Source organism: Neolewinella sp., assembly GCF_965214665.1.
In the GTDB taxonomy this organism is placed as follows: domain Bacteria; phylum Bacteroidota; class Bacteroidia; order Chitinophagales; family Saprospiraceae; genus Neolewinella.
In genome coordinates, this window is sequence record NZ_OZ243970.1 from 2,050,551 (window position 1) to 2,065,282 (window position 14,732).

Annotated in this window: 7 protein-coding genes and 2 pseudogenes; 2 read left to right on the forward strand and 7 right to left on the reverse strand. The window is 53.0% G+C overall.

The window, feature by feature from the left end; all coding sequences use genetic code 11:
* Positions 1-170: 170 nt before the first annotated feature.
* From ACOOHD_RS09060 to ACOOHD_RS09080, 5 genes and pseudogenes are all read right to left on the reverse strand, one after another.
* Entirely contained in the window at positions 171-1,130 is a 960-nt protein-coding gene (locus tag ACOOHD_RS09060) for an ROK family protein (RefSeq protein ID WP_420461248.1), read from the reverse strand.
* Complete coding sequence (locus ACOOHD_RS09065) at positions 1,127-1,762, reverse strand: SIS domain-containing protein (protein ID WP_420461249.1); 636 nt, start codon at positions 1,760-1,762, stop codon at positions 1,127-1,129. The genes ACOOHD_RS09060 and ACOOHD_RS09065 overlap by 4 nt, the downstream gene beginning before the upstream one ends.
* Before the next feature lie 122 nt (positions 1,763-1,884).
* The gene (locus ACOOHD_RS09070) at positions 1,885-3,033 is read right to left on the reverse strand and encodes an ATP-binding protein (RefSeq protein WP_420461250.1); all 1,149 of its coding nucleotides are present in this window, start codon (positions 3,031-3,033) and stop codon (positions 1,885-1,887) included.
* A gap of 51 nt (positions 3,034-3,084) precedes the next feature.
* The gene (locus ACOOHD_RS09075; protein ID WP_420461251.1) at positions 3,085-4,623 is read right to left on the reverse strand and encodes a hypothetical protein; all 1,539 of its coding nucleotides are present in this window, start codon (positions 4,621-4,623) and stop codon (positions 3,085-3,087) included.
* A gap of 37 nt (positions 4,624-4,660) precedes the next feature.
* Positions 4,661-4,822, reverse strand: a pseudogene (locus ACOOHD_RS09080) (hypothetical protein); the annotation flags it as partial.
* A 1,612-nt stretch (positions 4,823-6,434) separates the two neighbouring features.
* Between ACOOHD_RS09080 and ACOOHD_RS09085 the strand changes: the two are divergent.
* Together ACOOHD_RS09085 and ACOOHD_RS09090 are read left to right on the forward strand one after the other, a co-directional pair.
* Entirely contained in the window at positions 6,435-13,112 is a 6,678-nt protein-coding gene (locus ACOOHD_RS09085) for an RHS repeat domain-containing protein (RefSeq protein WP_420461252.1), read from the forward strand.
* 5 nt (positions 13,113-13,117) lie between these two features.
* A complete protein-coding gene (locus tag ACOOHD_RS09090) occupies positions 13,118-13,579 on the forward strand; it encodes a hypothetical protein (RefSeq protein WP_420461253.1) in 462 nt (153 codons plus the stop codon).
* Positions 13,580-13,769: 190 nt separating this feature from the next.
* On the opposite strand, the pseudogene ACOOHD_RS09095 reads toward ACOOHD_RS09090, so the two are convergent.
* Both ACOOHD_RS09095 and ACOOHD_RS09100 read right to left on the reverse strand, forming a co-directional pair.
* Positions 13,770-14,207 (reverse strand): annotated as a pseudogene (locus ACOOHD_RS09095) (transposase family protein); the annotation flags it as partial.
* Positions 14,208-14,245: 38 nt separating this feature from the next.
* Positions 14,246-14,701, reverse strand: coding sequence for a hypothetical protein (locus ACOOHD_RS09100; RefSeq protein WP_420461254.1), 456 nt, complete (start codon positions 14,699-14,701; stop codon positions 14,246-14,248).
* Positions 14,702-14,732: the final 31 nt, after the last annotated feature.

Genomic DNA, 14,732 nt, shown 5'->3' on the forward strand with positions numbered 1-14,732 from the left:
TACCAGCCGCCGGCTCCGGGTCAAGCTCTATAGCTTGCATAGCCCTAAGCGACTCTAGAATAGCAAGCGCAGAAGCTTGCTTGATCGTTACCCGGTAACTTTGTGGCGGTGTCATTGCGGAATTTACGAAAAAACAGATGAAGCCGGACAAACGTTGCGAACGCTAGCGGTTACCCCCTATCCTGCGGCGCCAACCCCACCGCCCCGCACACCACCACCCCCTCCCCCAGCCCCGCCGGCACCACCCGGTAACTGCCCCGCAGCGGCGCAAACACGTACCCCGCTACCGCCTCCCGCAGCGGCTCGAAGAAACCGGCCTCGCCGATCAGCGAGACGCCGCCCCCGACCACCACCACGTCGGCCGCAGTCAGGGTGAGAGCTTGGGCAATGGCCCAACCTAGCGTCTGGATGGCGTGCTGTAGGACCGCGGTGGCGATTGCATTGCCGCCCGCCGCCGCTTCGGCCACCACCTTGGCGGTGAGGCGCTCGGGGTCGTCGCCGCAGCGCCGGAGTAAATCCTGACGTGCTTCCGGTGGTACTGCATCCTCCCCAAGCCGCCGCCGGACCGCCTGCGCAATGGCCGGCCCCGCCGCCACCGCCTCTACCGTATCGGCAGGCGTCGCGGCGTCGGTACCGGGGCGCAGGTGACCGATCTCGGCCACCGCCGGCCGGCCCCGCCCGAGCAGCTTGTCCCCCACCACCAGCCCGCCCCCGATGCCCGTACCCACGGTCACGTACAGCACCGTAGCAGCGCCCCGGCCGGCCCCGTACCGCGCCTCGGCCAGGGCGGCGCAGTCACAGTCGTTGGCCAGTACCGCGGGAATGCCCAGCAGCTCGGTACACCACTCCACCAGCGGCATATTCTCCCAGCCGGCTACTTGGTTACTTCTGGTCACCCGCCCCGCCACCGCATCCACCGGCCCGCCAAACCCGATTCCGACGGCCGCCACGGCGTACTCGGCGACCAGACCGGGGGCCACCTCCGCGATCTGCCGCAGGATGCCCGCCGCACCCGCCCCCCGGTCGACGTCCCGCCGTATGAGGGTCAGTAGCTCGCCGCTCTGTCCCGTCCCGACGCCGAATTGCAGCTTCGTCCCGCCAATCTCGATGCCCAGGTAGGGAGCGCTCACCGCTGCTCTGCCCCGTAGCGTCCGACGCGGTTGGTGCGCGCGTATACGTCATCCAGCACCCAGTGGAATACGCACAGGTGGATGCTTTCTACCATACCCATGTCCTGCACCGCTACGTGCAGCCCATCCTGCTGTAGCTCCCGCAGCCGGCCCCCGTCGTAGCCGGTCAGCCCGAAGGTATGCAGGCCGTGGCGGTTGGCCCAGTCGACGGCGTTGAGCACGTTGGCACTGTTGCCCGATCCGCTGATGGCGATCACCACGTCGCCGGCACTGCCGTAGTTCATCAGTTGTTGCACGAATACCTGATCGTAGGCCAGGTCGTTGCCCAGGGCCGTGATCCAGCCCGTGTTGTCCGTCAGGCTCAGTACGCGCAATCGCTTACGGTCCTCGTCCCGCAGGTCTTCGTTGCGCAGAGTGCCCTTACCCAGGTCCTCGGCCATGTGGCTGGCGGTGGTCCCCGAGCCGCCGTTACCCAGGATGAATACAAACCGTTGCTGCTCCCAGGCCCGGTAGATCAGGTCGGCCCACCGCCCCAGGCTCTCCCGGTCGATGGCGGACAGTTCCCCTGCGAGCCGGCGGAGGTAGGTATCGCTGGTCAGGGTGGCCCCTAGCATGGTTGGTTTGTCGTTCATCGCAGAAGTAGTTTGCTAGAAGCCACGAATGTACACGCCCGGCCCGGCATTCCCCACCAACAAGCCGGGGGCGGGGCCGCAGGTGCAAAGGGTATAGCGCAACAACCGGCCATAACCGCTTACTACAGTAATCGTAGGAAAGCCTCTACACTTAGTACCTCTGCCTCCCGGTACGCATACCCCTCCCCCACCGGCGCGATGATAAAGGCCCGGTCGGCGTTCACATCCTCCAGGGCCGTCCAGAAACCCCGCGTCACCTTCGGGCTGGCCGATAGCTTCACCTCCACGGCCCACTTCTCCCCGTCCGGGCGTGTCATCAACAAGTCGATCTCGGCCCCCGACCGGGTGCGGTAGAAGTGGAACTTGGAAAACTCCGGGGCCTCGCGGATGATCTGCTCCAGCACGTAGGCCTCCCAGGAGTTGCCCACGGCTGGGTTGCCGCGTAGGCGATCGTAATTCTCAATGCCTAGTAGATGGTGGAGTAGGCCGGTATCACGAAAGAATATCTTGGGTGACCGGACGAGCTGCTTACCCAGATTTGCGTGGTAGGGGGCAAGCCGGCGGATGAGGAAGCTTCCTTCTAGGAGTTCGAGATAGCGCGCCACTGTGTTATGGGTTACACCGAGCGATTTACCGAGGGTACTTAGATTGAGAAGATGTCCATTGAGGTGAGCTAACATCTCGATTAGACGGCGCATCGTGGTCAACGGAATGGCGAAACCTAAACGCGAGAGGTCACGCTGAATGAACGTCTGGATAAAGTCTTCCAGCCACCGGCGACTGATCCGTTCGTTACGACTGAGTAAAGCACCGGGAAAACCGCCGCGGAACCAGTGGGTCTGTTGTGAGATGCCCGGTAGCACTTCACTCGAAGAAAAGGGAGACAACTCATGGTAGGTGATACGACCGGCAAGCGTTTCAATTATCTGACGTACCACATGGGGCGCGGCCGATCCTAAAATAATGAAGCGACCGGGCTGCCGGTGTTGATCAACCAGGGCACGAAGCAGAGGGAACAACGTAGGTACTAACTGCACCTCGTCGATGATGACACACTGATTCTTTAGTGGGGCTAAGTAGCTTTCTGCATCCTCCAGACGACGATAGTCAGACGGAAGCTCCATATCCAAATAGACGCAACCTTTAATTATACGTGGGACGAGTTCTTGGACGAGCGTGGTCTTACCCACCTGCCTGGGTCCAATAACTCCGACGATAGGTGACCAGCTTAGATCCTCTACAATAACGTCTTCCAGAAGTCGGTCGATCATATTCAATTAACCTGCTAAATTGTAAAACGGTTTTACATTTTAGCAGGTTAGTTATTCCACTACTAAGAACACCACCCCATACCCCGGAACCTCCAGCGTCCCAGCTTCCGTAGCCACACCATTAAGCTCCGGCAGCTCATCCGCATCGGTAAGCGCCAACTCCTCCCCGTTCAGGTAGACCGTCTTACTCCGCAGGCCATCGGAGGTGAGCGTATAGCGCTGCCCGGGGGCCGGTACGTCGACGGTCATGGGGGATTCGGTGGGATTGATCAGCAGCAGCGTTTTGGCATCGGGGTCATTCCGGTGGCTGTGCAGATACACCCCTAACCGGCCGCCGTCCACACCGGGATCATACACCTGCGTGCCCATCAACCGACGCCACAGCAGCGCCGCCCAGTAGTTCGGGCGCGGGGTGTGGGTGGCCTGATCAAGTAAACCGTATTCACTGGCGGTAAGGGTATTGTGCATGACGATCTTCACGTCCTCCCGCGCCAGTAGGCCCATCTGGCTCAGGTAGCGGAAAACGTCGATCCACTCGGCCGCCCAGGGATTACCGCCGCAGGCTGCCTCGGCGGTTTCGGTGAGCCAAATCGGGGTATTCGGCAGATGCAGGTCGTGCTGCTCCTCGTAGAAGGTGTGGGTACCCAGGGTTTTGCGCAGCCAGGTGTCGGTCAGGGCGCTGTCGACGGGGGAGTGCATGGGCGGCTCGGTGGCGCAGCGGCGGGAAACACCGCCGTAGTGGTGGTAGGCGAAGACGTCGAAGGCGGGCTGGGGCGTGGCGGAGAGCAGATCGTCCGTCGACAGCGGCATGGCCATCCCGGCGGGCATCAGCCCTCCCTCCCCTACGGCGTCCGGACCGGCAATCGGCACGCCCGGCAGGGCCTCGTGAATAAAGTCGGTGAAGCGTTGTACATCGCCAGCGAAGTCCTGGGCCGTATACCCCTTCGGCGCGCCGGCGTACTCCGGCATATTGGGTTCATTGAAGAACTGCACGGCGTCGACGGTACCGCCCTCCTCCTTAGTAAAGTCGAGCAACTGGCGGGCCTGGTCGGGGGTCCAGCGCCCATCGGCGTCGCGCACGCCGGAGCTGATCGTGAAGGAGGTCATCAGATCGGCATCCGTCGCAGCGGCGAAATCGTGCACCCCGCGCCACTCGTCGCGGGAGAGCACGTTGCGGAAGCCCTCCGGTGCCTGCTCCAGCTTGGTGGAGTCGTTGTCCTGGAAGTAAACGTAGTTAGCCCAGGAGCCGCTCACCCGCATGAAGGCCGGGGAGAGGCCGCGGGCCAGGGTGCGTAGGCGTTCGTTGCTCAGGTCTACGGGCGGCCGGTAGCGGTAGCGGTTCTGATCTTCCCCGAGTTCGAGCGTAGTGCCGATCTCCGTGGTCTGAGTAGTATCCATCTGATCGTAGGGGATCCAGAAGTCACCGCCCACGACCTCGGCCATCTCGACGTTGTAGGAGCTGAAGCGTTCGTCGATCTCGGCGACCTGCTCGGGGTCGGTCAGGTCGATGGTAAGGGCGGTTTGAGCCCAGAGGCTACCGGTCGCCCAAAGGACGGCCCAGCAAATGAGGCGGGGGACGGTGTAGTGCATGATGCGTACAAAGTACCCAATTTCAACCAGTTGCCCCCTAAAACACCACCACCCGCTGCCGCACCACCTCCTGCGCGCCATTACGCAGCCGCAGTACGTACATGCCGGGAGCTAGCTCGGCGACCGGGACTGGGGTGGATAGTCCCGCGGCTGCCAACTGACCACTCCGCATTAGACTACCGGTCACATTCACAAGCTCGTAGTGGAGCTTGCGGACGAGCCCAAGAGTACCGCGGGCAGCTAGCGGCTAGTTGGTAACACCCACCTCTAGCTGACGGCCTTTCGGTGCGTAGCCTGCTGATCAGCGATCATTTTTAGTTAAAGTTTTCACCTAGCTTACCGTAATGTTGCACATGTGGTATGACACGCGTAATTATGTGTCAGTTTCCGCATCGCTACTAGGCACCGCAGCTTCTCTCAGCTGGATAATAGGTAGTCCAAGTTTTACGCTCTCTTCAAACATGTGTACGCAGAAGCGGTCATTGGACTGCTGGCCATCTGTATATCCTCTTCACTCACATTCACTACACTTTACCTAGTATCAACCTAATTTTACATGAATACTATACTCACCCTAGTGTTTGTATGCTGTATACCCATCGTTCTGATCAGTCAGCAACTGGGATGGGAACCTACTACCCATCCTGTTGACTATCCACCGAGTGCGCTATATATGGATGCAGATGCGGTCTACTCTGGAACCTTCGGAGCGGGTATGTATATCAGTGTTGATCAAGGAGACACTTGGGATGCGTGCGATTCACCTAAAGGATCGGTCAGTGATATATTAGGTCTGGAAGACGGCAGAATGCTAGTAGCCTACTTAGGTGGTGGCATCCACATAGTTTCTTCAGAGTGCTCAGACTACTATGTCGATACTGCTGGATTGAGCAATCGGTATGTGACTTCCTTGACTACTGATGGTAAGCAACTTTATGCTGGTACCTATCAAGGCATCTATACACGGTCGATCAACGAGAAAACTTGGCACAGTGCTGAACTACCTCCGGGGGCGTATTCCTCTCACGTGCACTCAATATTGTGGACCCCCTTCGGTTTGATTGCCGGCGGATCAGAAGTAGTATTCTATCAGAGAAGCAATACCTCAGTATGGAAAGCTATCAAGCTAGACAAGCTTACGGATGTAATCAGTCTAGCCTGGTGGGATCGACAGCTAGTTGTAGGAACTAGCGGGCAGGGGGCCTACCTGTTCTCTATCGCCGACTCTCTATGGACAAATCCATCGTTAGCTACTGGTCTACCTCTTGAAGGAATCGTTACTATGATTCAGCAAGCAGAAAACTCTACTCTGATAAGCCTATCGACTAAACAGGGTCTGTCCTCCGAACAGTCACCTAATTCGCCCACGCAGCAGTTTGGCTATCCCCGAGATTATGTCCGGAGTGGGAATCTAGAATTTATTGCCTTTCACGAAACCGGTGTCTTTCGCAGAGGCAAACAGAGTAATACACTTCCTATGGGCCGTATGAATCAGGCCTCACTGTCCACTGCGAGCTTACAGTCTCTCCCGATCTTCAATGGGCAAGTGAGAGTTTACCCAACCGTTGTGACCAGTAGATTAAGGATTGAGCTATCCGAAACTAGCACTACTGCCGTACCCATTACGCTCTTAGATGGCTCTGGTAAGATAGTAGGACAACAGACTATGCCTCCCGGGTCGCTAGAGTATCGTTTTGATGGACTGAATCTGCCAACAGGTATGTACTGGTGCCAGGTTGCTCTCCCGGCAGGGAGCTATGTACAGTCGTTTATTGTTCGTTAGTCACTCACTTATTTAACTCACTGCATCGATGGCGCGTTCCTACCTCACTATAGGCTTTGTCCAACTAATTTTCTGCTGTGTTGGTCTTTGGTCCAACCTTTTGATGGCACAGGGCTACAGTGACCATCCGTCTACCGCAGAGGAAGGGTTTCAGCGTTTCACCTATCTGCGTAACAACGCTGTTGTTCCCGCTGCTCCCGAAGCGGCTGCCCTTTCTGCCCATGTAGATGTAGACGTATCGCACTACACTGGCACACTCAATTACAGCCTACCCATCGAGCAGCTTAAAGGCCATAAGATTGGGATGGACTTCAGTCTGCACTACCGGGGTAGTGCCAACAAAGTGAGTGAACTTCCAGGCTGGGTTGGTCTAGGATGGACCCTACAGGGTGGTGGAGTTATCACCCGTACCGTGCGCGGTGCACCAGATGGAACCAATTACTACGGGAAAAGTAGCGATATCAGCAAACTTACGTCTAACACCGCCTCGAGCGATCTAATTGGGTACTATAACGTCATATACAATGCTCAGTTGGGCTACTTAGAAACCCAGCCCGATCTCTATCAGATTAACTACCCAGGCGGTAGCGGTACGTTTTTCATCAGTCCAGATAAACAAGTGTTCAATCGTGCCTCAGAAAGTCACATCATTACCCCTACCTTCGATAGTCAAAGTAAGCTAACAAGCTTTACGGTTACGGATGAGAACGGTACGGTATACGTATTCGACAAAGTTGAAACTTCAAGGATAACCGTAAACACTTCCCTGAATGGAGGTGAAATGGTTGGTGTGTCGGGTTACGTTTACCCATCTGCGTGGCACCTCTCTTCTATTCGTTCTTATGACGGAAGGGAAACAATAACTTTGAGCTATTTGGAAGATGCCAATGAAGTGAACATCAATTCAGCCACACAGAGCCTAGAAGTATGGAATTATCAACTCAATACCGTTTATGGCTTTGGAAATGCGTGCCTTACAAGTGGAAACCCAGACTTCTGTGGTCCAAACGTAAAAGTTACCTCCAGCGGAGGGGGGGCCTACTCAGCAGTATGGGTCACTGGAAGACGTTGGCTTAAGGATGCTACTTTGAGTCGTGGCGGTACAACTACAGGAAAGGTCGAATTGGTTTCCTCAGCATTCAATAAGTCTTACGGGACTTACTCTTACTCTGGACGCAGACTCGATGCGCTCAATATATATAAAAATGGATCGTCCACTTCCGTCACTCACAATTTTACGTACGACGAGTCCACTGGCCGACTTACCCTGAAGAATTACAAATCTCCTTATCATCCTTCCACAAAACCGTACGTATTCACCTACAGTGGCGGTACGCTGCCTTCCGATGTTAACTCACGTTACATCGATCACTGGGGCTACTATACATCAAATTCAGTCTCATCGCTTACACCTAAAATTACACTGTGCGATGGCAGGGTTTTTACTGCTGGCAACGCTAATCGGCAAACCAGTTCTTCCAACGTCAAGGCTGGCATAATGACTAAAGTCAGTTTACCCACAGGGGGAAGATTGGAATTTGATTATGAAGCTCATCAAGTGCCGGATTGGAGTTTATGCGGTACAATAAGTAGTGCACCAATTATTCCGGGTGGGGGCGTACGCATTCAACGCATTCGTGAATTTACAACTGCTACTGGTACAACTGCGGCACGTACACGCAGCTTCACCTACGAAAAAGCCGGTACTTCGCGCAGTTCAGGGTTGGTTCTAGCTAGACCTAAGTATGACTACACAACCTCGTTTCAAACATACAGTCAGCCCTCCCAAGCTATAGAGGTATGTGATCCACCACCTGTCTTTAGCTGTAATCGACTTAGTATACAATCACAAAGCATCAAGGCACTGCGCGCTGTGGATGGTAGCTATGTTGGTTATAGTAGGGTTACCGAGACTAACGCAGGTAAAACAGTTTACACTTTCATCAACGATGAATTCAATGACGTAGAAATTGACAAGCCCAACAACGGTAAGCTGATACAGCGTTTAGATTACGACGACCAGAACAAACTGATCGTATCACACGGATACGCCTACAGCAGTGTACGCTCCACTACTTCGCTGACAAAAGAAGTGCTTATAAAAGCTGAGGAACTACAGGACAATAAGATATTTTTATGCCGGTCTTCAACCGGCACATACACTTGGCGCACCGGTTACGAAGTTAATAGCGCTTGCGCGTCATCGAATGTATTCAAGACAAAGTTCCGGGTCAACACGTTAGAACTATACGCTACCAGTAACGTGCCCGTTCGTGACACTATCAAAGAGTTCTTCTACCCCACCTCCGGAGCCGCTGAGTCAATAACGAAGGTGCGCTACCATAGCTATAAAGATACTCGAGTACTCAAACCCACCGAAGTTTACTACGTTAACAGTGACCAGAAAAAGTTTACCACCAAAACATACTACGCTAATACACCCGGCAATCCAGTGGCCAACCTTACGGCTATACAAAATGAGAAACTAGTTGGTATGCCGCTAGTTCAGGATTTCCTGGTAGGAACTACACTACGGTATCGTTCGCAACTACTTATGGAGTCCGTAGCACTGCCAGGTGGTGGCGGTACTCATGTCTACGTGAAAAAGGTTCAGGACGGTTTTAACGGTAACACAGTAGCGGACCGCGAAGAAGTGCAGGCTCGTGATATGTATGGCAACATTACACAGGCCAGGAATACCTATGACATTCCAACAACATACATCTGGGATCGCACTGGTGGTCAAATCTCTGCCGCTATCCGGGGAGGCACCGTCCAACAATGCGCCTTCACTAGCTTTGAGGAGCCACTTTACCACGGAGGTTGGACAGCCTCCAACACCTCAGGAAACAGTCCTTATTACGTTACTACTCCGGTCAAAGGAGGTAAGCGTGCTAGTAATCAACTTACCCTGACTAAGAGTGGACTACCAGCAGACAAGTACATCGTATCCTACTGGACCAAAGCGGCATCTAATGTTGCAGTTTCCGGTAGTGGCGTCACCGTGAGTCGGACTATCGCCTCGCCTGCTGACGGCGAGGGTTGGGTTTACGTAGAGCGTGTCATTACCGCGAGCGCGAACGCGTCAGTTCGTGTAGACATCACCGGCACTACGGATGAGGTGCGCCTTTACCCCTTCTCCGGAATGATGACAACCTATACGCAGGATCCAACATACAACCGCCTGACAGCGATGGGGGACGAAAACGGTCAATTACAGCGCTTCGACTACGATTCCTACTACCGCCTGGCTTCCGTGAAGGACTTTGATGGCAATATTGTGATGTACAATGCTTACATGTACGATGCAGGAGGACAGGCTGGTATAAACTCAGTAACGAGTTATCGGCCGCTTACATCCGGTATGACTTCTACGTCCACCGTCACGGCTGCAAGCACCAGTAGCCTCAGTAAAATCGTTAGCTATGTAGATGGTTTAGGACGCGCAGTACAGACGGTGGATGTAGCCGGAGGTTACTCTACTAGTTCGACTAAGAATGACATCGTTTCATTTAGCGTCTATGACGAGTTTGGTCGCCAGACGAAGAACTACCTACCTTTAGTCACTGCCACTGATGGGGGTACTTATCGGTCGGATGTAGTGACCAAACAGAGCACGTTTTACACAGGTAAGTTCGGTACCGCGGACGGACCGAAAGCCTACACCGAATTAGGAATGCTGAAAGCTCCGATTGGTAGACTTATGTCGGAAAGAGGCGTTGGAAGTGCCCTTAACAGCCGTCCAACAGTCTACGTATACCGGGTAAACAAAGCCAACGAGGTTCGCCAGTTTGCCACAGCTAGTGGATGGTATGCTGCGGGGGAATTGTTAGTAGTCAAACAAACCGATAGCGACGGCAGAACGAGTACCACCTTTACCGATAAGGCCGGCAGAAAGGTGCGGGAGGATCACCATACTAGTAAGACGTACTATCTCTACGATGACTTGGGTAACCCCACCTACGTTATTACCCCGGAAGGATCAGAAAAAGGCCACACTACAGCAAGTTATACGATCAGTACGACCGCAGTAAAGAATAATGCTTTTTGGAAAACGTATAGTAGTACGACTAATTTGATGACAAGCTCCCGTACGCCAGGTCAAAGTACTTCGACTACTGCATACTACTACGATAGATTGGACCGGTTGGTACTGACCAAACTCCCTACTGGACAAAGTCAGTTTGTTAAGTACGACCTCCAAGGACGGCAGATCATGACCGGCGTGTACAAAGGAACCGCCTTGCCTACTACCTCCCAGGCGCTTTACGAAAAAGAATCAAGCTCAACCGTTTATAAGTACACTATCAACCAAGCATTTCCCATTAGCGACCTGGAAATCTACAGTGTGGCCTACTACGACGACTATGATTTTGATGGTACCATCGCAGTGGAAACAGAGAATGCGTACGTAGCGCCTCCCTCAGCTTTTACCAGTTTCTTTTCTGGAATATCAGCCCCATCCGCTTTTGCACGCGGGTTACAAACGGGTGAGCGTGTATCGGTCATAAATGCAAGCAATACGGTCAACGCAACACCACACATCGGAGTGATGCACTATGATCGCCGGGGCCGCCTGGTGCAGGTTAACAAAACACATTATCTCAGCGGTAAAGACGTCTACTGGTATCAGTACGATTTCAGTGGCAATAGAACCCGTAGTCGGCGTAGCCACACCAAAAACCCTAGTTGGGGCATCTCCGAGACCGTGGTGATCAATCAGACCTATCAGTACGATAGATACCGCCACCCAACAACCACAACCCACCAAATGGGTGATAGTGGAGTAGAAGTCCTGCTAAGTGGCAGACAGTATGACGAATTAGGGAACCTCAAACAAAAGACGGTAGGACGTGATGGCGTAAGTGATGCCACTTGGGCTCAGACCCTGGACTATAGCTACAACATTCAGGGATGGCCTACGGGCATCAATCAGATGAGCGGTAGCCTATCGGATGGTAATGGTGGAGATTTGTTTGCCCTCAAGCTAAACTACTACAATCAGCCATCCAGTGGGTCAGGAACGCTACAGTACAGCGGCAATGTGAGTTCTACTGAGTGGAAGACCATTTACCAGAATAGCCCACATACTTACTCCTACACTTATGACGAGCTGAGTCGACTCAAGGCAGCGAACTACCGGGGTGGTTCTACAGCAGAAATTGACCGTTACACCGTAGACAACCTGACGTATGATCTGAACGGCAACATCAAAACCTTGCGCCGTAGGGGTAAACTTGCCAATGGTACCTACGGTATCATCGACCAGCTGACTTACGCTTACGATGTAACTAACTCCTTTAGTGACCGGTTGCTATCGGTGACCGAGGCAGGCAGCGGCACAGCCGGCTACCTCGGCCCCCAGGGCACAGCCGCTACTTTTACCTATGATGCCCTCGGCAATACCCTGAGCCAGCCGAACAAGGGTATCACCAAAATTGACTATACCATCTTTAACTTGCCGCGCCAGATTCAAAATTCAGCAGGGCAATACCAGATGGCCTACGATGGTTTAGGTAAGAAGATTGTGCAGGTCGATCCGGCCACCAACAAGCGAACCGACTATGTGGACGGCATCGAGATCGTCGACGGCAGCATACAGTCGATCTACCACGAGGAAGGGCGGGTGGTCAGAGAGAGCAATAAATGGGTATACGAGTACGTTCTTCGGGACCACCAGGGCAACACACGCATTTTGTTCCGGGACCATAATGGTTACTCTGAGGTGCGGGCTACCTACGCCTACTATCCGTTTGGTATGCAGAACGAGGGATTGAAATACGAAGGGCCATCGATAACTCCCTACAACTTTCGGTATGGTGGTAAGGAAATAGCCGGCGGACTTGGTCTAAGCGACTTCGGCGCACGCTGGTATGATGCTTCTCTTGGTCGCTGGATGGGCGTCGACCCGATGGCCACCTCACTCACGAACTGGAGTCCTTACAACTACACGTACAACAACCCCGTGAACTTTACCGATCCGACCGGGATGTATCCTTATCCTAGTGCTGAGGATTATGAGTTGGGGCGGGCACGGTTGTTGGAGGGTAGTCTTGAGTTTGAAGCAGAACCTGCAACAAATCAGGCTGGCACAATTGAACAAGCTATTGATCAATGGAAGGCGGCAGGGTTGAACACATTGGAAGGTATTAACGGCTTCGTTAGAAATAAAAACATTGATGGCAATGGTACTGCTGCGGTTCGCTACGTGTATACAGGATTGAATGGATGGATAGATTTATCTCATTACATTCTTGTACATCAAGCAGGAGAGGCAACAGCAAATATATTAGAGCCCCTTTCAGGTGATAAAATACTACAGGCTTTCGTTTTCGGAACGGGTGCAGATAAAAGCTATTATTCGTATGAAGATCTACCTACGAATGCCTTCGCTTCTAGTGGACCAGACTTAGCTTCATTGGCAGGGAGTGACAAAATTTATCTAGCTATACTAAGCCACTTCAATTCAGCTAAGTCAACTTTTCCGGAAAATGCTCCTAATTATAAAGCAATGCCAGCTGACGATCAGGATCGAAAGCGCTTACCAGAAACTTGGGTACCCAGTATTGGAGGCCAAGGTGGAGCATTCTCAGATAGAACTGAAATGCTGATGTCCGGTAGATACGTTCCTCAAAACCATTCATCTGAACCGTATTCGTTACGGGGTTTTACACCTGCTCCAACAAGTATTCTTGGACAAAGATGAAGATAATGAGAAATCTACTGATTTTAACGGTGCTAATTTTAGGTTGTAGGCAGGCTCCTCCAGCCATTGAGGATGATTTAGGGTATCAAAATATAGTAGATATCGTAAGAACAAATTACGATCGGATCATTACGCAGAATAGTGTTGTTCCGTATAAAGCATATCCAAACCAGATAAGTAAAATAATATCCGACGATGACTTACCGGTGACACAAGGGTCAAGTAGTTCTTTTGCTTCCTTGTGTGAAGGAAATGGTGTCAAATTAATTTATATCTGCACGAAAGAAGAAATTTGGTTGGAAACGAATCAGAACGATAATTTGATCAATGCTAAAAGGACTTTAATTGGCAGTGTTCTAACTTCTAATACTGAAAAATTTAAAATTAACTATTATGACGAAACAAGGATCACACATTTGGCAGACAATTGGTATGAAGCCGTAATAACCTTTTCATTGGTAAATTAATTCTTATGACCTTGGCGTTCGGTGGTTTAATGCCATGCCGCTTTGGGGCGCTGACTGGGGGGGGGACGACCCCCTTGCCACCTCGCTGACAAACTGGAGTCCTTATAACTACACGACAACAACCCCGTGAACTTTACCGATCCGACCGGGATGTATCCTTATCCTAGTAGACATGTTGCGGTAGCAAAACCTAGTGTTTGAGCTGGAAGTTCCAGAGTCCGGCTGCGATGCCGGCCACTATAGAGTAGAATTCTGCATCCCGACAGCGCAACCGATCCGACAAGAAGCGGTACCGTTTGAGCCCACCAATGGAATGCTCTACTCGAATCCTCACCTTACTGACTTGGCGGTTGTGCGCCTTTTGCGTGGGCGTGAACTCGATTTTTGGGTCACGCTTGGACTTACGTCGGGGTCGCTTGCAGGGAATCAGGATGTGCTCCGCCGCGTAGTCCTTTTGGATGCCCAAGAAGCCCAGATCGACGTGCAGGCCCTGCTCGTCGAACCAGAATCCCGCCGCGGGATCGAACTCGCTGGTCAACATCGCGTAGTCGTGTACCGATCCGCAGTAGGGCTTACTGAGGTAAAGAATACGTCGATCCACCGCGGCCAGCACCAGTAGCTTTATGGTGTGGGCTTTTTTTTACCCGAGTAATCCTCCTGCTGATCCTACTCATTCCCAGGACGTTGGCGGCGCTGCTCAGTGCCATCCAGCAGGATTGTCTCGTGTTCTTCCATCTGCTGGTGGAACTCTTCCAGGGACTCATAGAATCGCTTGGGCATATGTCCCGATCGCTGGAGCGTCATCTGTAAGATCCGCAACCCAAAGGTTTGGTTACGGAAAGCGTTGGCGCGATCCAGACCGAAGCTCAACCCGATTAGGTCATAGGTCAATCCGCTTTTGATGCTGTAGAGCAGAAAGAACACCAGGTCGGCGTAGGTGGTGAAGGTGCTAGGGGCAGTACCAGAGCTGCCGGCCTGGTGTTGGTTGATGGTCTCTCCCAGAAAGTCTTCGTAAGTCGCCGCGAAATTGTCCACCAGCGTGGTAAACTGTGCTTGGGTTAGTCCGGTGGCGGCGCGCCACTGGCGCTGATCCCGAACGTCAGTATAGCTGATGGCCATCATAGGTATCTTTACGGCAAAGATACTACCCTTG

Excerpts from the sequence above, each read along its gene's own strand:
- ACOOHD_RS09065 (WP_420461249.1), bottom strand. The coding sequence starts at position 1,762 with ATGAACGACAAACCAACCATGCTAGGGGCCACCCTGACCAGCGATACC.
- ACOOHD_RS09070 (WP_420461250.1), bottom strand. The coding sequence starts at position 3,033 with ATGATCGACCGACTTCTGGAAGACGTTATTGTAGAGGATCTAAGCTGG.
- ACOOHD_RS09075 (WP_420461251.1), bottom strand. The coding sequence starts at position 4,623 with ATGCACTACACCGTCCCCCGCCTCATTTGCTGGGCCGTCCTTTGGGCG.
- ACOOHD_RS09085 (WP_420461252.1), top strand. The coding sequence starts at position 6,435 with ATGGCGCGTTCCTACCTCACTATAGGCTTTGTCCAACTAATTTTCTGC.
- ACOOHD_RS09090 (WP_420461253.1), top strand. The coding sequence starts at position 13,118 with ATGAGAAATCTACTGATTTTAACGGTGCTAATTTTAGGTTGTAGGCAG.
- ACOOHD_RS09100 (WP_420461254.1), bottom strand. The coding sequence starts at position 14,701 with ATGATGGCCATCAGCTATACTGACGTTCGGGATCAGCGCCAGTGGCGC.